Consider the following 22,945-nt stretch of genomic DNA (forward strand, 5'->3'; position numbering starts at 1 on the left):
CCCGCGCGGTTAAGCTGACGGGGAGGAAAGAGTGGTGAATATATGTCCGAACCCGTTTCAAACGCGGAAGTCGAAGATGTCTTGTCTTCCATTCGCCGTCTGGTGTCCGAAGACAAACGCCCCAAGCAACCGTCCCAGCCCGCTTCTGATCAGGCTGCGGCGCCCCAAGCGGCTGCGCCATCCACAGCGCCGGGGGCAGCGGCGGAGGCGACCGTCGCCTCTGGGGATTTCACCCCGCATGTGCCACCATCCAGCGCGGCGGAGGTAGCGGCAGAGGGCGCGAAACCACAAACCCCGTCGTTCACGCGCCGCGGGGCAGAGGCCGCGCCCAGAGCCTCGAAAGAGCGGCCTTTCTTTACCTCGCGCAAAGTGATGAACCCCCCGCAGGAAGAGCAGGCGCCCGCCGCCACCGATCGGCTGGTTCTGACCCCGGCCTTGCGGGTCGCGACCTCTGACGGGAAGGACCTGCCGCAGCCCGCAGGCAGCGCGCCGCGCGAAGCGGAGGAGGAGATTTCGGCCAGCCCCGCCATATCGCCCTATGATTATGACATGCTGCATGATGATCCCGCCGATCTTCATGCGGAGGATGCGGAAGCCACGCCCGCCACGGCCGCGCAAACGCCGGCTTTCGACATGGCCGATGACGCGGGCTTTGACCCGGCGCAATTCACCCCGGTGGTCTCGGACCAGCCGCAGGCCAAGCTGAGCGATAAGATCGCCGCGCTTGAAACCGCGATTGGCCAGATTTCCGAAGAATGGGAACCGGACAGCCCCGGCGACAATGACTATTCCGGCACCGAACCGCCTGCCATGGCCTGGGAAGATGACGAGGAGCCCGAGGCCGAAGCGCCGGCGGCCGCCGGCCCGACCGCGCCGGCCGAGCCACAGCCGCAGCGCAGCCCCACCCCCGAGATTGAGGAACAGGTGCGCCGCTTTGCGGACAGTGGGCCGCGCGCGCCGGAACCGGCTGAGGCCGATGCCGCCGCCGGGATCGGGATCGAGGATCAGTTCCTCGACGAAGAGGCGTTGCGCGATCTGGTGACAGAGATCGTGCGGGCCGAATTGCAGGGTGCCTTGGGCGAGCGGATCACCCGCAACGTCCGCAAGCTGGTGCGCCGCGAGATTCACCGCGCCCTGACCGCGCAAGACCTCGAATAACGCGTCATTCTCTCGGCTGTTCCCTTGGCCATGACGCTGCGCCATCTTTGGGCGCGGACCTTGTTGCGGCCCCATGGATCGTTACATTATAGGCGATAGACTTCAAAAGGGGACAGCATGGAGCTGACGGTGAACGGCAAGGTCCATGAGGTGGATGTCGAAGACGACATGCCGCTGCTGTGGGTGCTGCGCGATACGCTTGGCATCACCGGCCCGAAATACGGCTGCGGCATCGCGCAATGTGGCGCTTGCACCGTGCATATCGACGGGATGGCGGTCCGCTCCTGCCAGTTGCGCGCCGGTGATGTGGCGGGCGATGTGACCACCATCGAAGGGCTCGGCACGCCTGAGGCTTTGCATGTGGTGCAGGCCGCTTGGGTCAAACATCAGGTCGCGCAATGCGGCTACTGCCAGTCCGGCCAGATCATGCAGGCGGCCGCCTTCCTTGACCTCAACCCCGACCCGAGCGACGCCCAGATCGATGCCGCGATGAGCGGCAATCTCTGCCGCTGCGGCACCTATCCCCGGATTCGCGCCGCCATTCATGACGCCGCCGCCGAATTGCGCGGGGCCTGAGCATGTCGCGTCTCGGCACCATCACCCGCCGCAGCTTCCTTGTCGGCTCCGCTGCCATCGCCGGGGGCGTGGCCTTTGGCACCTATCTCTATAAACGCGAGCTCGACAACCCGCTGCTCGACGGGTTGGAACCGGGCGCCGCCGCCATCACCCCCTATGTCAAAGTCGATGCCAGCGGCGTCACCCTGATCACCCCGCGCGCCGATGTGGGGCAGGGGGGCTATTCCATCCAAGCCCATATGATTGCTGAGGAATTGGACGTCGATCTGGCGCAGGTCACGATCACCCCCGGCCCGCCCTCGCCGGTCTATTACAACGGCGTCGTCAGCGCCGAGGGCATGCCCATCGCCGCCACCTCGGAAAGTTTCTTTGCCCGCGCCGGACGCGGCGCCTCGGATGTGGCGGGCAAGCTGCTGGGGCTGCAACTCACCGGCGGCAGTTCCACCGTGCCGGATATGTACGACCGGCTGCGCATGGCCGGGGCGGTGGCGCGCGAGACGCTGATCGCCGCCGCAATGGCGCAAACCGGCCTGCCGCGCGACCAGCTCAGGACCGAGGCGGGGGCCGTGGTCCTCCCCGATGGGGCGCGGCTCGCTTATCAGGATCTCGCCGCCGGGGCGGCAGAGATTGACCCGGTCACCGATGTCACCCTGCGCGATCCCGCCGAATGGAAGCATCTGGGCCAGCCGCAGATGCGGACCGATATGCTGGCCAAATCCACCGGCACCCAGACCTATGGCATCGACATGGTGATGGAGGGCATGGTCTTTGCCACCACCCGCACCAACCCGGCACAGGGCGGCGCTATTCAGGGCTTTGACGCAGGCCGCGCCGAGAAGATGCGCGGCGTCAAGGCGGTGCTGCCGATCACCGGCGGCGTGGCGGTGGTGGCCGACAACACCTGGCGCGCCTTTCAGGCCGCGCAGGCGGTGGACTGCGACTGGGGGCCATCGCCCTATATCGGCGACACGGCGGACCAGTTCGAAGCCGTCGCCGCCGCCTTCACCGAAGACACGCAAGACAGCCAGTTCCGCGATGATGGCGATGTGACCACCGCATTGTCCGAAGGCGAAGTGCTCAAGGCCGAATACCGCATCCCCTATCTTGCCCATGCGCCGCTGGAACCGATGAGCGTGCTGGTCAAATTCACCAAGACCCGCGTCGACATCTGGACCGCCACGCAGATCCCGCGTTTCATGCAGGCCAATGTCGCGCGGCTCACCGGGGTCGAGGCCGAGAATGTCCATGTCCATGTGCTTATGGCAGGCGGCAGTTTCGGGCGGCGGCTGGAAGATGACTATGTCATGCGCGCGGTCGAAGTGGCCCAGCAGATGCCCGGCACCCCGGTCAAAATGGTCTGGTCGCGCGAAGAGGATTTCACCCATGACTTCCCCCGCCCGCTGGCCATGGCCCGCGCGCAGGGCAAGGTCAGCGAGGGCAGGCTCACGGCCTATGACCTCGCCATCGCCGCCCCCTCGGTGATGGAATCGCAGCTTGGCCGCGTCCATCAGCCGGTCTTTGGCCCCGATGTCGCCATCGTCGCGGGCGCATGGGATCAGCCCTTCGCCATCCCCCACTACCGCGTCACCGGCCACCGGGTGCCTGCCATGGTGCCGGTCAGCTCATGGCGCTCGGTCGGGGCCTCGGGCAATGCCTTTTTGCACGAAAGCTTCATGGACGAGCTCTGCCACGCCGCCGGGGCCGACCCGCTGGAGGAACGTTTGCGGCTGTGCAGCCATGCGCCGTCGCGCAGGGTGCTGGAGGCCGTGGGCGAAATGTCCGACTGGGGTGCCGCGCTCGGCCCGGGGCAGGGCCGGGGGCTGGCCTTTTGCCTGTCTTTCGGCGTGCCGGTGGCCGAGGTGGTTGAGGTCAGCCAGACCGAGGCGGGGCTGCGCATCGACAAGGTCTCCGTCGCCGCCGAGGTGGGCCGTGTGCTTGATCCGGTGAACTTTGAGGCACAGCTTTCGGGCGGTGTGATCTGGGGCTTGGGCCATGCGATGAACTGCGAGCTGACCTATAAGGACGGTGTGCCGCAGCAGGACAATTACCACCTCTATGCCGGTCTGCGCCTCTATCAGACCCCCAAGATTCAGGTGCGCGGATTGGAAACCGGCGGCAAGCTGCGCGGCATCGGGGAGCCGGGCGTGCCGCCGGCGGCCCCGGCGCTGGCCAATGCGATCTTTGCCGCCACCGGCCAGCGCATCCGCGCGCTGCCGCTCTCCAAGTCGGTGGCTTTCGCATGAAATACCTGACCCTTTGCGTCGCCCTGCTGGCCGCCCCCGCCGCTGCGCAAGAGGCGGCGCAAGACAGCGTGACCCGCGACGCGGGCCTTGCCGCCTGGGAGCGGATCTATACCGTCACCTCGCACCCGCGCTGCACCAATTGCCATGTGGGCGCGCGCGGTCTGCCGATGTGGCAGGGCTTGGGCTATGGGCCAGAGGCGGTGCACGGCATGAAGGTACAGGCAGGTGAAAGCCGGATCGGGGCGGAAAGCATTCCCTGCGCCGCCTGCCATGTCACCTCCGCCGCCGCGAATACCACACCCCATGCGCCGCCCCATATCGATGATGCTTGGCGTCTGCCGCCGGTGGAACTGGAATGGTTCGGCAAGACCTCCGCCGAGGTCTGTACCCAGTTGCGCGATCCTGAGCGCAACGATGGCCATGACATTGCCTCGCTCGTCGATCACCTGCGCAACTCGGCCTTTGTGGCCTGGGGGTTCACCCCCGGCGCAGGGCGGTCCGCGCCCAAAACCACGCTCGATGCGCTGGTCCATGATGTCACGCTCTGGGGCGCTGCCGGCACACCCTGCACGACGGACTAGCACCTACTCCCGCATCACCCGCGCCAGCCGCCGAATGCGCAGGGCGCGGTTCAACTCTCCGCCAAAGATCAGCACCAGCGCCGCAAGATACATGAAATACAGCGCCGCGATGATCCCCGCCATGCCCGCGTAATAGCTCGCATAGGTGCCGAAACTGCGCAGGTAATAGGAAAACACCACCGCCAGCAGCGACCAGGCGCTTGCGGTGACCAGCACGCCGGGCCAGATGTTGTTAAACTTGGTGCGCCGCGCGGGCAGGATCACATGCGCCGCAAAAAGCGCGATCAGCAGGATGGTAAAGGACACCGGAAAGCGGATCAGACCAACCGTCACCGACCCGGGGTCAAACCCCGGCATCAGCATATGCAGCCAAGACCCGGCACGCGGGGCCAGCACCAGCAGATAGCCCACAATCACAAGGATCAGACTGGCCAGCAGCACCATGGCGATCTGCACCGCAAAGAGCATCACGGTCGACCGGGTCTCGCGCAGCCCATAGGCGCGGTTCAGCCCGACCCGGATGCCATCGACCCCGCCAACGGCAAACCAGATCGTCAGCAGGATACCCACGCTGAGCAGATCGCCCGCGCGGCACGGTCATCACCTTTTCCACCTCCGCGACAATGGGATCAATCAGCGCAGGGGGCACGATGGCGATGAGGAAATGGATCAGATCATCGGCCATCGACCGGTCCCCGACAAAGGCGGTGAGCGAACTGGTGAAGATCAGAAAGGGGAATATCGCCAGCAGGGGCGCGAAAGGCCACATTGCCCGCCATGCCGAAAGCATCATCGCTCCAAAGCCGCAAGATCGCCTCATGCAGCACCGCGCGCCCGACCCGCCAGCCGGTGCCGTGGAACAGATCCTCCGGGTTCTCGCTGAGAATCCCATGGGTCATCACGACTTCGCGCTTCTGGTCATGAGCCGGTCTGGCGTCCATCCTCTGCCCCGTCATTGCTCAGGCGCGTCTTTCGCCTGCCGCATAAGCTAGTGCGCCACGCGCGCCCTTGCCACCGCCAAACCGGCAGACTGGCAAAACCGGGCCGAGCCACTATTCGCAGACAGGCGCCGCGCCCCACTTGACGACCCCTCGGCGATAAAATAGACCCAAAGCCGCAACGCGGGCGTTGTGTAATGGTAAGACCTCAGCCTTCCAAGCTGATGATACGGGTTCGATTCCCGTCGCCCGCTCCAGCCTCTCCCCCCCCACTTCAATCACCCGCCGCTACCGCCCCAAGCGGCTTGCTTCGGGCTTGGTTTCCGCTAGGTCACCCTTTAAGGACAGCCCCTGTCTGCGCGCGGCGCGCGGGCCACATCCATAAAGGACATATCATGCTGAAATATTCCGCCTCGGGCCTTGTCGCTCTGGCCGCGCTGGCCACACCGTTGGCCGCCCAAGATCCCCTGCCTGTCAAAGTCTTCATCGGCGCGATGTTCGAGATTGGCGAGAACAGCGGCGACCGCGCCGGCGAGCTTCAGCATTGGTATGAGACATACTGGACCGAGGCCGAAGCCCAAGAGATCCCCGGCGCGTTCTCCGAGATGTATTGCAACGCGGACGGCGTCTGCGGCGCGGTGCTGGGCATGGGCAAGGTGAACGCCTCGGCCTCCATGCAGGCGATTCTGCTCAACCCCGATTACGACTTCTCACAGAGCTATTTCCTGCTCTCGGGCGTGGCCGGCACGCCACCCTCGCGCGGGACCATTGGCGATGTGGTCTGGGGCAGCTGGCTGGTGGATTATGACCTTGGCCACCGCTGGGCCCCCGAGGAAGGCGAGCCGGGCGCGCCCGTCTTTATGCCCCGCGCGGGCTATGAGGATTACCGCCGTTTCGAGATGAACGAGGATCTGGTCGCCTGGGGCGTGAAACTGTCGGAAGATGTCGAGATGCAGGATTCCGATGCCGCCCGGACATACCGCCAGCGCTACCCCGATGCGGCGGCCCAGGCCGCGCCCAGCGTCAAGGTCGGCACCCATATGACCGGCGATACCTTCTTCCACGGGCCCGGCCTGTCGCAAGAGGCGCAGTATATGGCCGAGCTCTACGGTGCGGACGACTATATGATCACCGAAATGGAGGCCGCCGCCATTGCGCTGGTCATCAAACGTCTGCATGGCACCGACCGGATCGCCAGCCTGCGCGGCGCGGTGAACTTTGACCAGGGCCACCCGGATGAAACCACGCTCGCGCATCTCGACCCGGCGCCGGGCGAGACCGCAGGCGGCTTTGCCGAGACGGTTGCGAACATCACCCTTGTGGGCGCGCCTTTGGTCGACCGGATCGTGGCAGAGTGGGACCAGTGGAAAGACGGCGTCCCGACACTGCCCAACGAGTGATCCCAATCCCCCCTGCGGCGCTGATCTTGGCGCCGCAGGGCAGGGGCGGCAGATTGTCCCGAGGGGGCAGTCTTGCTTGACCCGCCCAACGCCCGCGCCATGACCGTTGTCGACAGACAAAGGATTGCCCATGGCCCGCACGCCCACGCCCGCCCCGACTGCCAAAGACGAACGCGAAAAATCGCGGCGGATCGGGGCGCTTGCAGCGCTCATGCCCTTCATGCGGCCCTACCGTTGGCTGATGCTGGCCGCCGGGGCGGCCTTGGTGCTGACGGCGGTGATCTCGCTCACGCTGCCCTTAGCCGTGCGCCGGGTGATCGACAATTTCAGCGTCGATGAAACCGCATTGCTCGACCAGTATTTCATCGCGGCCTTGGCAATCGCGGGGCTGCTCGCGGTCGGCACCGGGCTGCGCTATGCGCTGGTGACCCGGCTGGGCGAACGTGTCGTGGCCGACATTCGCCGTGCGGTCTTTGACCGGGTGATCGGCATGAGCCCGACCTTCTATGAGCGCATCATGACCGGCGAGGTGCTGAGCCGGATCACCACCGACACCACGCTGATCCTCTCGGTGATCGGCTCTTCGGTCTCCATCGCCCTGCGCAATCTGCTGATTTTCATCGGTGGTCTGGGGCTGATGCTGCTGACCTCGGCCAAGCTCACCGGGCTGGTGCTGCTGATCGTGCCGGCCGTGATCATCCCGATCCTGACCCTGGGCCGCAGGCTGCGCGGGCTCAGCCGCGAAAATCAGGACTGGATCGCGGCCAGCTCCGGCAATGCCTCCGAATCGCTGACCGCCGTGCAGACGGTGCAGGCCTTCACCCATGAAGCCGCCAGTCGGAGCCAGTTCGCGCAGATGACCGAAGCCTCCTTTGACGCCGCGCAGCGCCGGATCAAGACCCGCGCCGCGATGACCGTGATCGTGATCTTTCTGGTCTTCACCGGGGTGGTCGGCGTGCTCTGGATCGGGGCGCGGGACGTGCGGGCCGATGCGATGAGCGCGGGCGCGCTGGTGCAATTCGTGATCTATGCCGTGATGGTCGCCGGGGCGGTCGCCGCCCTGTCGGAAATCTGGAGCGAGCTGCAACGCGCCGCCGGGGCCACCGAGCGGCTGATCGACCTGCTGCAATCGGAAGACACGGTCAATGACCCGGCCCCCGACGCGGCCCAGACCCTGCCGGCCAAGGTCGCCGGGCATATCACCTTTGAAAACGTGCAATTCACCTATCCCGCGCGGCCTGATGTCTCGGCCCTTGATGGCATCAACCTCGACATTCGGCCCGGCGAAACCGTGGCCTTCGTCGGCCCTTCGGGCGCGGGCAAGACCACGATCATCCAGTTGATCCTGCGCTTTTACGACCCCGCCTCTGGCCGCATCACCCTTGATGGGGTGGACCTGCGCAAGATGGCGCGGGACCACTTCCGCCGCGCCGTGGCGCTGGTGCCGCAAGACCCGGTGATCTTTGCTGCCACCGCTGCAGAAAACATCCGCTTTGGGCGCCCGGATGCCACGGATGCCGAGGTCGAAGAAGCCGCCCGCGCCGCTGCCGCGCATGAGTTCATCACCGCGCTGCCCGAAGGCTATGACAGCTACCTCGGCGAACGTGGCGTGATGCTCTCGGGCGGGCAGAAACAGCGCATCGCCATCGCCCGCGCCATCCTGCGCGACGCGCTGGTGTTGCTGCTCGATGAGGCCACCAGCGCGCTGGATTCGGAAAGCGAAGGGCTGGTGCAGGCCGCCGTCGACCGGCTCAGCGCCGACCGCACCACGCTGATCGTGGCGCACCGTCTGGCGACGGTGAAAAAGGCCGACCGCATTGTCGTCATGGAAGCCGGGCGCATCGCCGCCATTGGCACCCATGAGGAACTGGTCGCGCGTGATGGTCTCTATGCCCGTCTGGCGCGGCTTCAGTTCACCGATGGGGCTGTGGCCGCGTAAAGCCCGCCACTGGCGCAACGTCACCCCTCGTAACGCAGCGTTTCCTCTATCCGATTGCTTGCGAAGCGGGGCGTTTCGCCGCAGTCTGGTGGGAAGAAAACGCGCCGGAATACCGGCAACAGGGGAGGAACGACCATGACATTCGCCGGGATCGAGGACCGCAATGCCATTGCGGCGGAAATGCCGTGGGAAGAGCGCGATGTCGCCAAGACGCTTTACGGGATGCTGAGCAATACGGCCGGGAAATTCCCGGACCACAATGCGGTCAGCTATCAGATATTCTCGGGCCCCAAGGACAAGGCCGAGACGCTGAGCTGGAAGGAACTGCATGGCCGCGTGACCCAGGCCGCGAACCTCTTTCGCAGCCTTGGCGTGGGCGAGAAAGACGTGGTGGCCTATGTGCTGCCGAACTGCAACGAGACCACGATCACCCTGCTGGGCGGCGCCGTGGCGGGGATCGTGAGCCCGATCAACCCGCTCTTGGACGCCGAGCAGATCGGCGCGATCCTGCGCGAAGTGGGCGCCTCGGTCGTTGTCACCCTGCGGCCTTTCCCAAAGACGGATGTGGCCCAGAAAACCGCCGAGGCGGTCAAGCTCGCGCCCAATGTCCATACCGTGCTTGAAGTCGATCTTGTCCGCTACCTGACCCCGCCGAAAAGCTGGATCGTGCCGCTGGTCCGGCCCAAGGGGCTGGCCGAAAACCAAGCGACCTACAAGAACTTCAACGCCGAGATCGCCAAACAAAGCACCACGCTCAATTTCGAGGATGTGCAGGAAGACCGCGTCGCCTGCTATTTCCACACCGGCGGCACCACCGGCCTGCCGAAAGTGGCGCAGCATAAATACTCCGGGCTGATCTATAACGGCTGGCTGGGTCATCGGCTGCTGTTCACGGAAAACGACAATATCATGTGTCCGCTGCCGCTGTTCCATGTCTTTGCCTGCCATGTGATCCTGATGGCGGCCGTGGCCTCAGGCGCGCATGTGGTCTTCCCCACGCCGCAGGGCTACCGCGGCGAGGGCGTGTTCGACAATTTCTGGAAGCTCATCGAGCGCTGGAAGATCACCTTTATCATCACCGTGCCCACGGCGATTTCCGCCAAGATGCAGCGGCCCATCGATGCCGATGTCAGCACCGTAAAAACCGCCTTCTCGGGCTCCGCGCCGCTGCCGCTGGAACTCTTCCGCCGGTTTGAGAAAGCCACCGGCGTCACTTTGGTCGAAGGCTACGGGTTGACCGAGGCGACCTGTCTGGTCTCCTGCAACCCCACCGATGGCATCAAGAAGGTCGGCTCGATTGGCATCGCCTTTCCCTATTCCGATGTGCGCATCATCAAAAGCACGCCGGACGGTCCGATTGATGCGGATGTGGATGAGATCGGCGAGATCTGCGTGTCGAACCCCGGTGTCTATGCCGGCCACACCTATGTCGAAGAGGAGAAGAACAAGGATCTCTTCTACCACGGCAAATACCTGCGCACCGGCGATCTGGGCCGGATCGACAGCGACGGCTATATCTGGATCACCGGCCGCGCCAAGGATCTGATCATTCGCGGCGGCCACAACATCGACCCGGCAGAGATCGAAGAGGCGCTGCTGGGCCATGAATCCGTCGCCTTTGCCGGGGCCATCGGCCAGCCCGACGCCCATGCGGGCGAGGTGCCCTGCGCCTTTGTCGAACTGGTCGATGGGGGCGAGGCGCGCGAAGAAGACCTGCTGGCCTTTGTGAAGGAACGGGTCACGGAACGCGCGGCCCAGCCCAAACATCTGACGATCATGGACGAGCTGCCCAAGACCGCGGTGGGCAAGATCTTTAAGCCCGATCTGCGCAAACATGCGATCACCCGGATCTATAACGATTGTTTGCAGAAAGCCGATTGCGCCGCGCGGGTGACCGAGGTGACCGACGACAAGAAGCGCGGGCTGGTGGCGCAGGTCACGATGAACGGGGCCAGCCATGAGGAGGTCAGCAAGGTGCTGAGCGTCTTCACCCGGCCTTGGGAGCCTGCCGCGGGCTGACCGGCCTGACAGGACGATAGGTAAAGCCGCTGGCCGAAAGGCCGGCGGCTTTTGCGTTTGCCCCTGCTGCGATGCGCTTGGGGCCAGCCGCTTCGATGGGCGGGGGCGGTCCAGCCCATCGGCCTTTCCCTTGAGTAAACCCTTTTTCCAAAAGACTTTCTCCCCGGGCAGCGGACCCCTCACTGCCCTTCGCTGTGAGCATAGCCCCTATGCAGATTTGGCCGTTTAAAACCCCATGGCGCGGGCCTATCTCCGCATTGCAGCATTGATGTTGCACCGCAGCATTCGAAAAGGAGCCGCACCATGTCGATGGCACATACAACAGACCGCAGCGCGCAATTCGGCGCCGCTAAAGGGCCGCTGAGCTACTTTGCGTCGCTCTGGACGGCCATGACAGAGGCGCGCGCGCGCCGCGCTTCTTATCGCCAAACCCTGAACGAGCTTCAGGCGCTCAGCGACCGCGAATTGGCCGATATCGGCCTCGCCCGCTGTGACATCCGCCGCCTGGCCCGTGAAGAACTTCTGAAGGATTGAACCGATGAACAACCACAACACCCTCACCGCCTCCCATGGCGCACCGCTGCGTGACCTTCTGGCCAACCTGTCGACTGGCGCTGGCACATTCGGTGGCAAGCTGCGCGCCGGTTTCGGCAATGCGATCACGCATATGCAAATCTCGCGGATGCAATCCGTGCTGAACGGCATGAGCGATGAGCAGCTCGCCACTGCAGGGGTCACCCGCAAAGACATCCCCCAGCACGCCCGCGCGCTGGTGCTTGACGAATACGACGGTCTGTAAGCCCCGCGCTACACGTTGTCCCAAGATCAATGCACGCCCTTCCTCCCGGGGCGGCATTGTCAGGTGTCGGACCCGGGTCCTCCCCCCGCGCTGATCCGACGCCGCATGTTAACGGTCCTCCTCCCGGACCCGTTATACCGGCCGGCAAGCTTCCTCCCTAGCTTGTCGGCCTTTGCTTTTTTAGGGGCAGCGTTGGGCTGCGATCCTCTGACAGTATGTCCGGCCAGAAAAGCTAGGGGGCCGCGCTGTCGAGCCAGATGGTCACCGGGCCGTCATTGGTCAGGGCCACCGACATATCCGCGCCAAAGCGGCCCGTCTCAACCGGAATGCCGAGCGTGCCGAGGTGCCGGGCGAAGGCTTCGTAGAGCTCTTTCGCCATCTCGGGCTTGGCCGCGCCGGAAAAGCCGGGGCGGTTGCCGCGCGAGGTATCGGCGGCGAGGGTGAACTGGCTGACCACCAAGGCCGCGCCGCCGGTCTGGCTGAGGTTCAGGTTCATCTTGCCCGCGTCATCTTTGAAAAGCCGGAGCTTGGCGATTTTCTCGGCCAGTTTCGCGGCGGTTTCTGCCGTGTCCTCGGGCATGGCGCAGGTGAGGATCAGCAGGCCGGGGCCGATCTCTCCGATCACGTCGTTCTCCACGGTGACCGAGGCTTCGGTCACCCGTTGCAGCAGGGCGCGCATATCAGTCTTTCCAGTCGATAATGGCCTCTGGCGTCGCGCGGTCGGTGCGAAAGCCATTGGCGGGGTGGTCAGGGTCGGCATAGCCGAAAGAGATGGCGCAGAGCACCAGCCGGTCATCGGGCAGGCCCAGATGCGCGCGCACCTGCGGGGCGTAGGAGGCGATGGCGGCCTGTGGGATGCTGGCGACGCCAAGGGCCGTGGCCGCCAGGGTAAAGGCGGTGACAAAGCCGCCGCAGTCCATCGCGCCATAGGGGCCAAGCTCGGCGGGAGAGGTCACAATGGCCACATGGGGCGCGTCGAACAGGGCGAAGTTGCGCAGCATCTGGGCCTTGCGGGCGGCGCGGTCGGATTTTTCGATGCCCACCGCGTCATAAAGCTGAAAGCCGCAGCTGCGGCGGCGTTGGGCATAGGCGCCGGAGTAGCCTGTGGGCCAGGGCAGGTCGGGGGCGACGGGGGTGTCGCTGCCTGCGGCGTCGAGCAGGGTGTCGCGGAACCGTTCGGTGGCCGCGCCGCGCGTAATGGTGAGCTGCCAGGGCTGCGCGTTGCACCAAGAGGGCACATGGCGCGCGGCGCTGACGATCCGGGTGATCATTTCCTCCGGCAGCGGGTCTGGCCGGAAGGCGCGGCAGGAATAGCGCGCGCGCAAAAGCGCGGTGAATGCGTCATAGGTCTGGGTCATTGTTGCTGCGCCACGAAATAGCCGAGGATGGCGGCAGCGATCAGCCCCAGCACCACGGCGATGGTGATCTTGATTGCGGAATAGGGCCGTTCGCCCTGCACCTTGCCGGAATGGCCATTGACCACGAAACGATAGGTCTTGCCACGGTATTTATAGGCGGCGAGCCAGACCGGCAGCAGGATGTGTTTAAACGTCACGTCGCCCAACTCTGTCTGGATGTCATGCACCCGCTGGCGGTCACCGCCGATGTCGAATTTCACGTCCCGCTCGATCACCCGGTCCATATGGGCGCGGGCCTGGGCAAAGCCTTCTTCCAGCGAGACCCCATAGGCTTCGGCCCGGAAACCGGCGAGATATTCCGGCGCATAGGGTTCCAGCGACGCCAGATCCCAAGGGTGCAGCGCATCGGTATGTGTCTTAGGCAGGGAGCGCGAGGCCAGCACCAGCACGTCGTCAAAGAACCGCGCCACCCGGCCCGAGGCGCTGCGCCAGCGCACTTTCGGCACCTGCTGCTGCACCCGCTTGCCGTTGCGCATGACGGTTCGGGTGACGTAATAGACCGTCCCCCGTTCGCCGCGATAACGCGAGGCCGTCTGCGCGTCATAGGTCCAGTAGGGCACGTAGATCCCCTGCATCTTCCGCCCCTTGCGGGCGTATTGCTGCAGGCCATTGGGCGCGAACCAGAGGCTGCCGAGCCAGTCTTTCATCGCGCTGCGGGCGCTTTCCTCGGATTGGGCAAAGGGCAGCACGGCGCGGGGTTTGATGTGGCGGTTGGTGCCGGTGTCGACCACGATCGGCGTGGCGCAGAAGGGGCATTCGGTGGCATGTTTGCCGGGCTCGAACTCCACCTCTGCCGCGCAATTGGGGCAGGTGGTGACGCGGGTTTCCTCCATCTCGGCGCCGGGCAGGGCGGCTTGCAAACCGGCCCGGAAATCCTGCTCGGCGATGGCCTCGGCGTGGCGACCGCTGCCGTCGATGGGTTCGACATTGCCGCAATGGTCGCAGACCAGCCGCGCCTGCGCAGGGTCAAAGCGCATGTCCGAGCCGCAGGTGTCGCAGGGAAAGCGGTGCTCTTCGAGCGGGGCTGCAGGGCGCGGACGGGGAGGGGGCATGGATCAGACCTTGCGAAAGCAATCGGGGAGGGCAGGGCGCGCGAGCGGCGGCGCGATGTCAGGGCGCGGGTGGCGGCGGGGGCGGCGGCATCACGGTAAAGAGCTGCGCCAGTTCGGCCACATCCTCGGCCCGTTGCCAGCCGTCTTGGCCCGGCGTCCAGACCATGCTGTCGCGCCCCAGGCTGCCCTCGGCCGCCTTGCGCCCCATCGCCGCCTTGGAGAAGGGGCCGGAGGTGGCGCCATCTTTGGCAATATGCCAGACCTTTTCCACCGGCGGGGGCGGCGGGGGCACCGGGGCTGCCGCCGTGGGCGCAGGGCGGGCACCCCAGGGGCCGGCCTGTGCGGTGGCGGCCTGCGCCATGCTCATCCCCAGACCCGCGCCAAGGCCGGTCTGCATCGCGGCCCCCCCGGCCCCCTCGCGGCCAAGCGCTTCGGCGGCCTGGAACTGCATGTATTCGTTGAGGTTCCCAACCACACCCATGGAGGTGCGCTTGTCCATCACCGCCTCGACCGCGGGCGGGAGCGAGATGTTTTCGATATAAAGCTCCGGCATCGCCAGACCATATTCCGCGATCTGCGCTTCGATCTCCTTGCCGACCAATTGCCCCAACTCGCGGGTGTTGGCGGCCATGTCGAGCACCGGGATGCCCGAACTTGCCAGCGTGCGCGAAAACGCCTGCACGATGATGTTGCGGATCTGGAATGAGATCTCATCCATGGTGAATTCGCCATCGGTGCCGACGATCTCGGTCAGGAAACGCGCCGGGTCTTTGACGCGCACCGAATAGGTGCCATAGGCGCGCAGGCGCACCGGGCCGAACTCGGGGTCGCGGGCGATGATCGGGTTCTTGGTGCCCCATTTCAGATCGTTGAACCGGGTCGTGTTGACGAAATAGATCTCGGATTTGAACGGGCTGCGAAAGCCGTGATCCCAATGCTGAAGCGAGGTCATGATCGGCATGTTATTGGTCTCAAGCATATAGAGACCGGGGGTGAAGACATCCGCCAACTGCCCCTCATGCACAAAGACCGCCGCCTGCCCCTCGCGCACCGTCAGCTTGGCGCCATATTTGATCTCATGCCCCTCACGCTCAAAGCGCCAGACCATCGTGTCACGGCTGTCGTCGGTCCAGTGAATGACGTCGATGAACTGGCCGGAGAGGAAATCGAAAATGCCCATGGGGATGGTCCTTCTGTCGTCTTGCCAAAGGGTGCGCTACAACGGCCCGTCCGTCAACTCGCGGGCAATGATGCGGGTGCGGGGGTTGACCTCGGCGGCGGTCATGCCGGGGCGCAGGCGCGGATCATAGAGCATTTTCAGCAGCAGCTCGTCCTGCCGCGTCAGCAGCGCAAATTCATCGTCATCGTTAAAGATCGAAGGCCGGGCGGCAGGGTAGTCATTGGCCAGCCCCAAGCCCTGCGCCAGTTCTTCGTGGATGCAAGAGAGCCGCAGCAGCGCCGGGTTTTCCGAGCGGATCACGGCCACGGCGGCGGTATAGACATTGGGATTGGCCCCGGCGGCATAGGCGGCCACGGCGCAATAGGTGTCGCGGCGCATATTGCGCATGGCGCGCAAGGAGGACGCGCTGACCCCCGCGACCTGCTGCGCGGCCAGCGCCAGCGTCTCGACCCGGTCATCCTCGGAGGCCACCACCACCATGAAATTGGGCGTGCCGCTGGTGGAGATCGGATGGCCGGTGATGCGCCCCAGACGGCGGGCATAGGCTTCGATATTGGCGGTATCGCTGCGCCGCTGCGAGGGCGGGACGGAATCGCCGAACAGGATGCCCATGCGAATGGGCGCCTCCCAGCGGCGCAGGGGGCTTTGCCCGCCGCGCCCGGCGAAATTGCCGTCATATTCGTTGTAAAGCGCGATCTGCTCAAAGTTGCGCGCCAGCATATCGCTGGTGAACGGCGTGTCATCGCCGCCGCCATCGCGCCGCAGCAGCCCCTGTTCCAGCTGCGCTTTCTGCACCTGGTGCAGATAATTCCGCAGCATCGCGCTTTTCTGCGAGGTGGGGCGGGCGACCTTTGGCGGGCGCGCCGGCGGTGCCTCGACGCGCGGCTTGGGTTTGACCACGCGCGACGGGGCCTGCGGTGGCTCGACACAGCCCAGCAGGGCCATGCCCAATGCCAGCACCACGCTGGTCCGCAGATGCCGCTGCAGACGTCTATACATCGTCGCGAACCTCACTCAGATCTCAGCTTGGCACCGCACCGCCGGTGGCATCGCCAAGCCCCGTCTCGCGGGCTTTGGCCGCGGCCAGCGTGTCACGCAGGCGGGTTTCCATCTCTTGCAACTCCTGCTCGGCGGCGGCGCGTTTGGCTTTGCCTTCATCGGCAATCTGCAGCGATTCTTCGATCGTGCCAATCAGATCTTCATTGGCCTGTTTCACCGCTTCGATGTCAAAGACCCCGCGCTCCATCTCCTGACGGATCACCTTGTTGCTGTCGCGCAGGTTCTTGGCGTTGGAGGTGAGCAATTCATTGGTCAGGTCATTGGCCTCGCGCACCGCGCCCGCGGCCTCGCTGCTGCGCTGGATGGTCACGGCCTGCGCCAATTGCGTCTCCCAAAGCGGCACGGTGTTGACCAGCGTCGAGTTGATCTTGGTCACCAGGCTCTTGTCATTCTCCTGCACCAGCCGGATCGAGGGCAGGGACTGCATGGTCACCTGCCGCGTCAGCTTGAGGTCATGCACCCGGCGTTCCAGATCGTCGCGGGCGGCCCGCAGGTCGCGCAACTCCTGCGCCATCATCACCTGTTTCTCGTCCTTGGCCTTATCGAGCGCGGTCTGTTTGGCGGGGATCGTCTTGTGATCCAACTCGGTGATCTTGGCCTCGCCCGCCGCGATATAGAGCGCCAATTCGTCGTAGAACTGCAGCGTCTTTTCATAGAGCAGGTCGAGCGATTTGATGTCTTTCAGCAAGGTATGCTCATGGCCGAGCAGATTATCGGTGATCCGGTCGATCTGGCTCTGCACCTCTTCGAAACGGGCGGTGAATTTGGCGAAAGGCGTGGCGCGGCCCAGCAGTTTCTCCCACCAGCTTTGCTTGCGCCGCACGTCCAGTTCCGAGACCGAGAACCCCCGGATCGCGCTGACCATGGAGCGCAGGCTGTCGCCCGCCGGGCCGACGTCCTTGTTGCGCACATCGGCAAGCATCGACTGGCTGATCTCCTGCAGTTCCGCCTGTGCGTTGGAGCCGAAGCTGACAATCGACTGGGTGTCGGTCACGTCAATCTCGGCCATGCGCTTTTCGATCTCAAAGCTCTGCGCGGGGTCGGCTTTGTTCAAGGGCACGATGGCATCGGCCTTTGCGGGTTCGGGCAGGACATGGGCGTTGACTTCTTCGACCAGCCCTTGCGATTGGGCGGCTTTTTCGCGGACAGCATCGGTCATCAAATATCATCCTTCGTATGATCGGAGGCCGGTTGCGCCAACCGGACCCCTTCGCGGGAAAGACGCGCGCGCAGCACGTCAATTTCGACATTCAGATCGCTGCGGTCATCGAGCAGGGATTTCGCCGTGCGGGCGGCGAAATTCTCGTCCAGATCGTCGAGCAGCGCGAGGTAATCGTCGCGGGCTTTTTCATCGCGGTTGCGGGCATAGAGGTCGGCAAACTTCACCGTCGCATCATGCGCGCCGCGCAGGTAGACGACAAGGTATTTGCGCGCGGCGGTCAGATCGCGGGGGTCTTCCTCGACCGTGCGGATCAGCGTGCGGGCGGTGTCCTGAAATTCGGCGAGCCGGGTTTCGGCGCGGCGGTCGCCGGCGCGTTTGATGGCGCTGCCCATGCTGGCGAGCAGTTTTTCGGCCTCATCCACCACCCGGGCCACGCGGTCTTGCTGAAAGGTATCAACCCCTTCCATGCCTTTGTTTTTCAACGGATCAATGCCAAAGGCGGCGAGGTGCAGACCGCCTGCGACAAGGCCAAAGAGCACCGGGGCCACGACGCCCGGCTCGGAGCTATAGGCGGCGACAGCGGCGCCGAGCCCGGCCAGGAGGGCGGCAAAGATCTTGCGCGGGAAGGCCGGGCGGCGGGCGACTTTGCGGTCGTGGTATTCGGCTTCGGCCAGCAGCCCTTCGCGCAGCAGCCAGACACCAGAGGCCAGCAGAAAGGCGCCGACCAGCCCCATAAGCAGCGTGCTGGCACCGCCGGTGAAGGAGGTCACGGCGAGCACGACAGGCGGCAGGAACAAGAGGTTCACCCGACCGCCCACCGGATTGACGCGCAGCCTTGGCCGGGGGCGGGGCCTGTCGCCGGGCGTGTTTTCGGGATCGGGGCTATACTGCCCGCCAAACCGTTGCGCCATGGCTCAAAGCCCTCCCAGAAGGCCCGAGGTCACGCCGAGCAACACAAGCAGCAGCGCCACATAGGCGATCTTTTGAAAGCTGGTCGGCGCCATGACATTTCCCCTTTTGCTGCCCCAGATCGGGCGCAGCGCCGCATCGGCGCTGTCGGCTGCGCGGCTCAGAAATGAGACCACAGCAAGGATGATAACGGCGAGCGCGGCGAAGACCAACAAAAACAGCAATATACGTGCCAAATCGGCGCTCCTCTTCCGGCGGTTTCATGCCGGCGTAGCCCGGCAGTGCTGGCCCAACGCGGCGCTGCGCTGCGGCGTTCCGAAAGAGGCGGGCCTCAGCGGCGGGGCTTTGGCCCCTTGCCACCGGGCCGCGCGGAGGGCCGCGCACCGGCTTTGCCGCCCGGTCGTCCACCGGAGCGCGCGGGCGCCTTGCCCGCCGCCGTCTTGCCCGCCGCCGTCTTGCCCGCCGCCGCCTTGCCGCGGGGCGCATTCTTGGCCTTGCCCCCGCCCCGGCGGGGCGGCGGGGCATCATCTTCGCTGGGCGCGACCGGCAGGCCGGGCTGGCCCGCGCCCCCGAAACCGCCGGGCTTGCGCCGGGGCGGGCGACGCACGGAGGTGGGCTTTTTGGCGGCGGTGCCAGAGGGGTCTTCCAACTCCAGCCCCAGTTGATCGCGCACGACCTTACGGCGCAGTTCTTCGACCTCGCCGACCTTCAGTTCGCCCAGTTGGAAGGGGCCATAAGAGATGCGGATCAGCCGGTTCACGCTCAGGCCCACGGCTTCCATCGCGCGGCGAATCTCACGGTTGCGGCCTTCGCGCAGACCGATGGTGAGCCAGGCGTTCGCGCCCTGCTGGCGGTCGATCGTTACCTCCATCGGCTGGAACTGCTCGCCCTCGATGTTGATGCCGCGGCGCAAGGGCTCCAGCATCTCATCGCTCGGGCGGCCATTCACCCGGGCGCGGTAGCGGCGCAGCCAGCCGGTGCTGGGCAGTTCCAGTTTGCGTTTCACCCCGCCATCATTGGTCAGCAGCAAGAGCCCTTCGGAATTGAGGTCAAGCCGCCCCACGGTCATCACCCGTGGCATGTCTTCGGGCAGGGCGTCAAAAATCGTCTCGCGGCCCTTTTCGTCGGCGTTCGTGGTCACCAGCCCGTTGGGCTTGTGATAGAGCCAGATGCGCGGCGGCTCTGGCGCGCCGACGGGGGTGTTGTCGACAGTGATCCGATCCTCGGAGGTCACGTTCAGCGCGGGCGAGGTGATCTGCTCCCCGTTCACCCGCACCCGGCCCGCTTCGATCATGCGCTCGGCCTCCCGGCGCGAGGCGATGCCTGCGCGGGACAGCACTTTGGCGATGCGGTCGCCTTTAGCGGCATCGGACGAATCAGCGGTCGGGCCGGAGCCGGAGGCGGGAGGTTTTGCGGTCATATACTGCGCTTACCCTGTTTCACGCCCTTGCGAAAGGGTGGCGTTTGCGGCCATGTGGCGGAATGGAGTTTCGCTCATATATGGGGCAGGCGCTGGCCGAGGCCCGCGCAGCGGCGGCGCGGGGCGAGGTGCCGGTGGGGGCGGTTGTGGTCTCTCCGACCGGCGAGATCGTGGCGGCGGCGGGCAATGAGACCCGCGCGCGCCATGATCCCACCGCCCATGCCGAAATGCTGGCCCTGCGGGCGGCCTGTGCCGCACTGGGGTCCGAGCGGCTGATCGACCACGCGCTCTATGTCACGCTTGAGCCCTGCGCGATGTGCGCGGGGGCGATTGCGGCGGCGCGGGTGGCGCGGTTGTTTTATGGCGCGGCCGACCCCAAATCAGGCGGCGTGGCGCAGGGGGCGCGGGTGTTTTCCCATCCCCAATGCCACCATGCGCCAGAGGTCTATGACGGGATCGCAGCGGGCGAAGCCGAAGCCCTTCTGTCGGGATTTTTCAAAGCAAAAAGAGGGGGGTAACCCATGGCGAGCAGCAAGGATCTGGCGGTCTTCGTGCGCGATGCGCTGAGCGCGGGGCGGGGCCGGGCGGAGATTGCCACGGTGCTCACGCAGGCGGGCTGGTCGGCGCAGGAGGTGGCGGAGGCGCTTGACGGTTGGGCCGATGTGCCTTTCGCCCCGCCGGTGCCGCGCCCGCAGCCGATTGTCACGGCGCGGGATTTCTTTGTCTATGCGCTGATGTTCGGCGCGCTCTTGTTTGGCGCGGGCTATCTGGTGGGGCTGCTGCACGCGCTGATCGACCAGCTGCTCGACCCCGCGGGCCATGGCGCGGCGCGGCAAATCCGCTGGGCCATGGCGGTGCTGATCGTGACGCTGCCGCTCTATCTCTGGCTTGCCGCGCGTGAGCGCAGGCGGTCCTCGGCAGACCCGGCAATGCAGCGTTCGGCCATTCGCAATTGGATGGTGTCCCTGACGCTGCTTTTCGCCGCTGCCGTGCTCTTGGGCGATCTGGTGGCGGTGATCTATGCCTTTCTGAACGGTGATTTCACGCTGCAATTCGCGCTGAAGGCGCTGGTGGTGGCAGGCGTGGCCGGGGGGATTTTCGGCTATTACCGCAGCGATGGGCGCCGGGGGGAGGCCGGTGCATAGGCTGTTTTTCTGGGGCGTGCTCGTCTTGGGACTGGCGGCGCTGGCTGCGGGTTTCGCCGTGGTCGGCGGGCCGGAACATGCGCGGGCCGAAAACCGCGACGACAGACGGCGGGCGGACCTGCGGCGAATCGCGCAGGGCGTGATCTGCGAGAGCGGCGGTCAGGCGGATTTTGCGCGGGCCTGTCGCGGGGCGGGGGAGGCGCATGATCCGCTGACCGGGGAGGAATATGATCTGGAGCAGAGTGAGGGCGCATTTGCAGTCTGCGCGACCTTCGAAGTGGCACCGGAGGCGGGAGCGGTCCTTCGGCGCGAGCCGCTCGATTTTGACGGGGCGCGCGGGTGCCTGCGCTATCGGCTTGTGCCGACTTCGAGGCAATGGGTGATGCAGGAGCGCTGAGCCGGGCAGGGATATTCGCAGAGGTTGAAGGCTGCCAACCTCTGCCCCCCCAACGCAAAAGACCACGCGCAATGCACGTGGCCCTTCAAACCGTTCAAATCAGGCGATCTTACTTGATCTTGCCTTCTTTGTATTCCACGTGCTTGCGCGCAACGGGGTCGTACTTTTTGATGACCATCTTCTCGGTCATGGTACGTGCGTTCTTTTTGGTGACGTAGAAATGGCCTGTGCCCGCGGACGAGTTCAGACGGATCTTGATCGTGGTTGGCTTCGCCATGTGTCTTCTCCTGCTGCAGCGCCGCGCAGGCCTGCGTGAATTCTGAATTTCGGGTTCTAGTCAGACCCGCGCCCGAGTCAACCGCTATTTGCCCGCCCGAGGTCAAAAGACGCCGGTTTCGTCGAAAAACCTGTCTTTCGGTGCCGAAAGAGCAGGAAATTGCGCGGAAGGCCTATAAGCCGGATTCTGTACCTGTCCGAAAACAGGCGATGACCATTCCTCTGACCGCACCGTTGCCGATGCGGCTACAGCTGCCAACCCGGACCTGCTGGGGCAGAAGAGCCCCGCCTCTGACCCGAAGATCAGCGGCGCGCGGTCCCTATTTGGCATTGCTCCCGGTGGGGCTTGCCGTGCCAGAGCTGTTGCCAGCCCCGCGGTGGGCTCTTACCCCACCGTTTCACCCTTACCCCCTGGGCATTCCGGCAAGCCGGGCCAAGGGGCGGTTTCATTTCTGTGGCGCTTTCCGTCGGGTTGCCCCGCCCGGGCGTTACCCGGCACCGTTCCTTCTTGGAGTCCGGACTTTCCTCCCCGGCGCCCCTGCGGGCACCAAAGCGGCCATCCAGCCTTCCGCGCCCAACCGCCCTAGACGGGGGCGCAGGCCGCGTCAATGGGGGCCGGCAGCACGGCAAGATCGGCGGGGGAGAGCAGGCCGCGCCCATGGGGGCGGAAACGCATCCTGATGGTGCGGAGCAGCGTGGCATCGTCGCAGGGCGCGGTGTATCCGGCGGCTTGGGCGGCCCGGCGGAAACTCTCGGCGGTGACCTGCCGGGGCCGAGAGCCGTTCCCCGCCGCCCGTGCCAGACCCTGACGCGCCAGCCGCGCCCAATCGAATCGGGGGCCGGGGTCAACCTTGCGCCCCGGCGCCATGTCGGAATGGCCAATGACCGCTTCGGGCGCGATACCGTGGCGCGCCATGATGCCGGGCAGCAGCGCTTCGAGCGCGCGCATCTGCGGGTCGGAAAAAGGATGATCGCCGCGGTTGTCCAGCTCAATGCCGATGGAGCGCGAGTTGATGTCGTCTTGCCCCGCCCATTCGCCGACCCCGGCGTGCCAGGCGCGCTGGTCCTCATCGACCAGTTGCAGGATGCGCCCGTCACCGCAGATCAGATAATGCGCCGAGACCGCGGCAGAGGCGTCGCAGAGCCGCGCCAGCGCCGCTTCGGCGCTGTCCATCGCGGTGTGGTGCAGCACGATCAGATGCGGGCGCAGCCCGCCGCGTCGCGGGCCGCAATTGGGCGAGAGATGCGCCACGACGTCAGGCGCGCGGGTCATG

Annotated in this window: 25 protein-coding genes, 1 tRNA gene and 1 other RNA gene; 13 read left to right on the forward strand and 14 right to left on the reverse strand. The window is 65.5% G+C overall.

From position 1 onward, the window contains the following. Positions 1 to 42: 42 nt before the first annotated feature. From AB4M76_RS18065 to AB4M76_RS18080, 4 genes are all read left to right on the forward strand, one after another. Positions 43 to 1,158 (forward strand): hypothetical protein, encoded by a 1,116-nt coding sequence (locus AB4M76_RS18065; RefSeq protein ID WP_368443443.1) that lies wholly within the window; start codon positions 43 to 45, stop codon positions 1,156 to 1,158. Between the two features lie 117 nt (positions 1,159 to 1,275). Beyond that, positions 1,276 to 1,734, forward strand: a complete 459-nt coding sequence (locus AB4M76_RS18070; protein ID WP_368443444.1) for a (2Fe-2S)-binding protein — start codon at positions 1,276 to 1,278, stop codon at positions 1,732 to 1,734. 2 nt (positions 1,735 to 1,736) lie between these two features. Beyond that, complete coding sequence (locus AB4M76_RS18075) at positions 1,737 to 3,977, forward strand: molybdopterin cofactor-binding domain-containing protein (RefSeq protein ID WP_368443445.1); 2,241 nt, start codon at positions 1,737 to 1,739, stop codon at positions 3,975 to 3,977. Beyond that, positions 3,974 to 4,558 carry a hypothetical protein gene (locus AB4M76_RS18080; protein WP_368443446.1) on the forward strand — a complete coding sequence of 195 codons (585 nt, stop codon included), beginning with the start codon at positions 3,974 to 3,976 and terminating at the stop codon, positions 4,556 to 4,558. The genes AB4M76_RS18075 and AB4M76_RS18080 overlap by 4 nt, the downstream gene beginning before the upstream one ends. Before the next feature lie 3 nt (positions 4,559 to 4,561). Here the strand turns inward: AB4M76_RS18080 and AB4M76_RS18085 are convergent, their stop codons facing one another. Beyond that, entirely contained in the window at positions 4,562 to 5,128 is a 567-nt protein-coding gene (locus tag AB4M76_RS18085; RefSeq protein WP_368443447.1) for a YihY/virulence factor BrkB family protein, read from the reverse strand. A gap of 104 nt (positions 5,129 to 5,232) precedes the next feature. Then, positions 5,233 to 5,499 carry a hypothetical protein gene (locus AB4M76_RS18090; protein ID WP_368443448.1) on the reverse strand — a complete coding sequence of 89 codons (267 nt, stop codon included), beginning with the start codon at positions 5,497 to 5,499 and terminating at the stop codon, positions 5,233 to 5,235. A 180-nt stretch (positions 5,500 to 5,679) separates the two neighbouring features. On the opposite strand from AB4M76_RS18090, the gene AB4M76_RS18095 reads away from it, so the two are divergent. The 6 genes from AB4M76_RS18095 (at position 5,680) to AB4M76_RS18120 (ending at position 11,653) form a co-directional block, all read left to right on the forward strand. Further along, positions 5,680 to 5,753 (forward strand) — tRNA-Gly (locus AB4M76_RS18095). 138 nt (positions 5,754 to 5,891) lie between these two features. Next, complete coding sequence (locus AB4M76_RS18100) at positions 5,892 to 6,896, forward strand: purine nucleoside permease (protein WP_368443449.1); 1,005 nt, start codon at positions 5,892 to 5,894, stop codon at positions 6,894 to 6,896. 130 nt (positions 6,897 to 7,026) lie between these two features. Continuing rightward, entirely contained in the window at positions 7,027 to 8,835 is a 1,809-nt protein-coding gene (locus tag AB4M76_RS18105; RefSeq protein WP_368443450.1) for an ABC transporter transmembrane domain-containing protein, read from the forward strand. 135 nt (positions 8,836 to 8,970) lie between these two features. Next, positions 8,971 to 10,854 carry an acyl-CoA synthetase gene (locus AB4M76_RS18110; protein WP_368443451.1) on the forward strand — a complete coding sequence of 628 codons (1,884 nt, stop codon included), beginning with the start codon at positions 8,971 to 8,973 and terminating at the stop codon, positions 10,852 to 10,854. 309 nt (positions 10,855 to 11,163) lie between these two features. Next, positions 11,164 to 11,388: a DUF1127 domain-containing protein gene (locus tag AB4M76_RS18115; protein WP_368443452.1), complete on the forward strand. Its 225-nt coding sequence runs from the start codon at positions 11,164 to 11,166 to the stop codon at positions 11,386 to 11,388. 4 nt (positions 11,389 to 11,392) lie between these two features. Beyond that, positions 11,393 to 11,653 carry a hypothetical protein gene (locus AB4M76_RS18120; protein ID WP_368443453.1) on the forward strand — a complete coding sequence of 87 codons (261 nt, stop codon included), beginning with the start codon at positions 11,393 to 11,395 and terminating at the stop codon, positions 11,651 to 11,653. A gap of 232 nt (positions 11,654 to 11,885) precedes the next feature. Here the strand turns inward: AB4M76_RS18120 and dtd are convergent, their stop codons facing one another. The 9 genes from dtd to AB4M76_RS18165 all read right to left on the reverse strand — a co-directional run bounded on the left by dtd (position 11,886) and on the right by AB4M76_RS18165 (position 19,853). Beyond that, a complete protein-coding gene (dtd, locus tag AB4M76_RS18125) occupies positions 11,886 to 12,332 on the reverse strand; it encodes a D-aminoacyl-tRNA deacylase (RefSeq protein ID WP_368443454.1) in 447 nt (148 codons plus the stop codon). Position 12,333: 1 nt separating this feature from the next. Further along, positions 12,334 to 13,011, reverse strand: coding sequence for a nitroreductase (locus tag AB4M76_RS18130; protein WP_368443455.1), 678 nt, complete (start codon positions 13,009 to 13,011; stop codon positions 12,334 to 12,336). Then, positions 13,008 to 14,123, reverse strand: coding sequence for a primosomal protein N' (replication factor Y) - superfamily II helicase (locus AB4M76_RS18135; protein ID WP_368443457.1), 1,116 nt, complete (start codon positions 14,121 to 14,123; stop codon positions 13,008 to 13,010). Before AB4M76_RS18135 ends, AB4M76_RS18130 begins: the two co-directional genes overlap by 4 nt. Positions 14,124 to 14,181: 58 nt before the next feature. Then, positions 14,182 to 15,303 (reverse strand): SPFH domain-containing protein, encoded by a 1,122-nt coding sequence (locus AB4M76_RS18140; RefSeq protein WP_368443459.1) that lies wholly within the window; start codon positions 15,301 to 15,303, stop codon positions 14,182 to 14,184. A gap of 36 nt (positions 15,304 to 15,339) precedes the next feature. Beyond that, on the reverse strand, positions 15,340 to 16,302 hold the full coding sequence (locus AB4M76_RS18145) for a DUF2927 domain-containing protein (RefSeq protein ID WP_368443461.1): 963 nt from the start codon (positions 16,300 to 16,302) through the stop codon (positions 15,340 to 15,342). Positions 16,303 to 16,324: 22 nt separating this feature from the next. Next, complete coding sequence (locus AB4M76_RS18150; protein ID WP_368443463.1) at positions 16,325 to 17,521, reverse strand: toxic anion resistance protein; 1,197 nt, start codon at positions 17,519 to 17,521, stop codon at positions 16,325 to 16,327. Further along, positions 17,521 to 18,435 carry a 5-bromo-4-chloroindolyl phosphate hydrolysis family protein gene (locus AB4M76_RS18155; protein ID WP_368443465.1) on the reverse strand — a complete coding sequence of 305 codons (915 nt, stop codon included), beginning with the start codon at positions 18,433 to 18,435 and terminating at the stop codon, positions 17,521 to 17,523. The genes AB4M76_RS18150 and AB4M76_RS18155 overlap by 1 nt, the downstream gene beginning before the upstream one ends. A 3-nt stretch (positions 18,436 to 18,438) precedes the next feature. Further along, positions 18,439 to 18,669: a hypothetical protein gene (locus AB4M76_RS18160; protein ID WP_246253467.1), complete on the reverse strand. Its 231-nt coding sequence runs from the start codon at positions 18,667 to 18,669 to the stop codon at positions 18,439 to 18,441. Positions 18,670 to 18,764: 95 nt separating this feature from the next. After that, positions 18,765 to 19,853, reverse strand: a complete 1,089-nt coding sequence (locus AB4M76_RS18165; protein ID WP_368443467.1) for a pseudouridine synthase — start codon at positions 19,851 to 19,853, stop codon at positions 18,765 to 18,767. Positions 19,854 to 19,915: 62 nt separating this feature from the next. On the opposite strand from AB4M76_RS18165, the gene AB4M76_RS18170 reads away from it, so the two are divergent. The 3 genes from AB4M76_RS18170 to AB4M76_RS18180 are packed head-to-tail and all read left to right on the forward strand — an operon-like array spanning position 19,916 to position 21,395. Then, positions 19,916 to 20,371, forward strand: a complete 456-nt coding sequence (locus AB4M76_RS18170) for a nucleoside deaminase (RefSeq protein WP_368443469.1) — start codon at positions 19,916 to 19,918, stop codon at positions 20,369 to 20,371. A 3-nt stretch (positions 20,372 to 20,374) separates the two neighbouring features. Then, positions 20,375 to 20,998, forward strand: a complete 624-nt coding sequence (locus tag AB4M76_RS18175; protein WP_368443471.1) for a DUF5671 domain-containing protein — start codon at positions 20,375 to 20,377, stop codon at positions 20,996 to 20,998. Then, the gene (locus tag AB4M76_RS18180) at positions 20,991 to 21,395 is read left to right on the forward strand and encodes a hypothetical protein (protein ID WP_368443473.1); all 405 of its coding nucleotides are present in this window, start codon (positions 20,991 to 20,993) and stop codon (positions 21,393 to 21,395) included. Before AB4M76_RS18175 ends, AB4M76_RS18180 begins: the two co-directional genes overlap by 8 nt. A gap of 109 nt (positions 21,396 to 21,504) precedes the next feature. On the opposite strand, the gene rpmG is transcribed toward AB4M76_RS18180, so the two are convergent. The 3 genes from rpmG to AB4M76_RS18195 all read right to left on the reverse strand — a co-directional run bounded on the left by rpmG (position 21,505) and on the right by AB4M76_RS18195 (position 22,944). Then, positions 21,505 to 21,672 (reverse strand): 50S ribosomal protein L33, encoded by a 168-nt coding sequence (gene rpmG, locus AB4M76_RS18185; RefSeq protein WP_007119221.1) that lies wholly within the window; start codon positions 21,670 to 21,672, stop codon positions 21,505 to 21,507. A gap of 159 nt (positions 21,673 to 21,831) precedes the next feature. After that, positions 21,832 to 22,243, reverse strand: an RNA gene (gene rnpB, locus AB4M76_RS18190) — RNase P RNA component class A. Positions 22,244 to 22,254: 11 nt separating this feature from the next. Beyond that, a complete protein-coding gene (locus tag AB4M76_RS18195; RefSeq protein WP_368443475.1) occupies positions 22,255 to 22,944 on the reverse strand; it encodes an N-acetylmuramoyl-L-alanine amidase in 690 nt (229 codons plus the stop codon). Position 22,945: the final 1 nt, after the last annotated feature.

It is taken from the genome of Sulfitobacter sp. PS-8MA (genome assembly GCF_040933935.1).
In the GTDB taxonomy this organism is placed as follows: domain Bacteria; phylum Pseudomonadota; class Alphaproteobacteria; order Rhodobacterales; family Rhodobacteraceae; genus Sulfitobacter.

Bases quoted from the DNA above. Each gene is read 5' to 3' on its own strand.
- AB4M76_RS18075 (WP_368443445.1), top strand. From the start codon at position 1,737: ATGTCGCGTCTCGGCACCATCACCCGCCGCAGCTTCCTTGTCGGCTCC.
- AB4M76_RS18165 (WP_368443467.1), bottom strand. From the start codon at position 19,853: ATGACCGCAAAACCTCCCGCCTCCGGCTCCGGCCCGACCGCTGATTCG.
- AB4M76_RS18090 (WP_368443448.1), bottom strand. From the start codon at position 5,499: ATGGACGCCAGACCGGCTCATGACCAGAAGCGCGAAGTCGTGATGACC.
- AB4M76_RS18130 (WP_368443455.1), bottom strand. From the start codon at position 13,011: ATGACCCAGACCTATGACGCATTCACCGCGCTTTTGCGCGCGCGCTAT.
- AB4M76_RS18155 (WP_368443465.1), bottom strand. From the start codon at position 18,435: ATGGCGCAACGGTTTGGCGGGCAGTATAGCCCCGATCCCGAAAACACG.
- AB4M76_RS18195 (WP_368443475.1), bottom strand. From the start codon at position 22,944: ATGACCCGCGCGCCTGACGTCGTGGCGCATCTCTCGCCCAATTGCGGC.
- AB4M76_RS18170 (WP_368443469.1), top strand. From the start codon at position 19,916: ATGGAGTTTCGCTCATATATGGGGCAGGCGCTGGCCGAGGCCCGCGCA.
- AB4M76_RS18105 (WP_368443450.1), top strand. From the start codon at position 7,027: ATGGCCCGCACGCCCACGCCCGCCCCGACTGCCAAAGACGAACGCGAA.
- AB4M76_RS18065 (WP_368443443.1), top strand. From the start codon at position 43: ATGTCCGAACCCGTTTCAAACGCGGAAGTCGAAGATGTCTTGTCTTCC.
- AB4M76_RS18145 (WP_368443461.1), bottom strand. From the start codon at position 16,302: ATGTATAGACGTCTGCAGCGGCATCTGCGGACCAGCGTGGTGCTGGCA.
- AB4M76_RS18080 (WP_368443446.1), top strand. From the start codon at position 3,974: ATGAAATACCTGACCCTTTGCGTCGCCCTGCTGGCCGCCCCCGCCGCT.
- AB4M76_RS18110 (WP_368443451.1), top strand. From the start codon at position 8,971: ATGACATTCGCCGGGATCGAGGACCGCAATGCCATTGCGGCGGAAATG.
- AB4M76_RS18070 (WP_368443444.1), top strand. From the start codon at position 1,276: ATGGAGCTGACGGTGAACGGCAAGGTCCATGAGGTGGATGTCGAAGAC.
- AB4M76_RS18100 (WP_368443449.1), top strand. From the start codon at position 5,892: ATGCTGAAATATTCCGCCTCGGGCCTTGTCGCTCTGGCCGCGCTGGCC.
- rpmG (WP_007119221.1), bottom strand. From the start codon at position 21,672: ATGGCGAAGCCAACCACGATCAAGATCCGTCTGAACTCGTCCGCGGGC.
- AB4M76_RS18120 (WP_368443453.1), top strand. From the start codon at position 11,393: ATGAACAACCACAACACCCTCACCGCCTCCCATGGCGCACCGCTGCGT.
- AB4M76_RS18175 (WP_368443471.1), top strand. From the start codon at position 20,375: ATGGCGAGCAGCAAGGATCTGGCGGTCTTCGTGCGCGATGCGCTGAGC.
- AB4M76_RS18140 (WP_368443459.1), bottom strand. From the start codon at position 15,303: ATGGGCATTTTCGATTTCCTCTCCGGCCAGTTCATCGACGTCATTCAC.
- AB4M76_RS18135 (WP_368443457.1), bottom strand. From the start codon at position 14,123: ATGCCCCCTCCCCGTCCGCGCCCTGCAGCCCCGCTCGAAGAGCACCGC.
- dtd (WP_368443454.1), bottom strand. From the start codon at position 12,332: ATGCGCGCCCTGCTGCAACGGGTGACCGAAGCCTCGGTCACCGTGGAG.
- AB4M76_RS18150 (WP_368443463.1), bottom strand. From the start codon at position 17,521: ATGACCGATGCTGTCCGCGAAAAAGCCGCCCAATCGCAAGGGCTGGTC.
- AB4M76_RS18115 (WP_368443452.1), top strand. From the start codon at position 11,164: ATGGCACATACAACAGACCGCAGCGCGCAATTCGGCGCCGCTAAAGGG.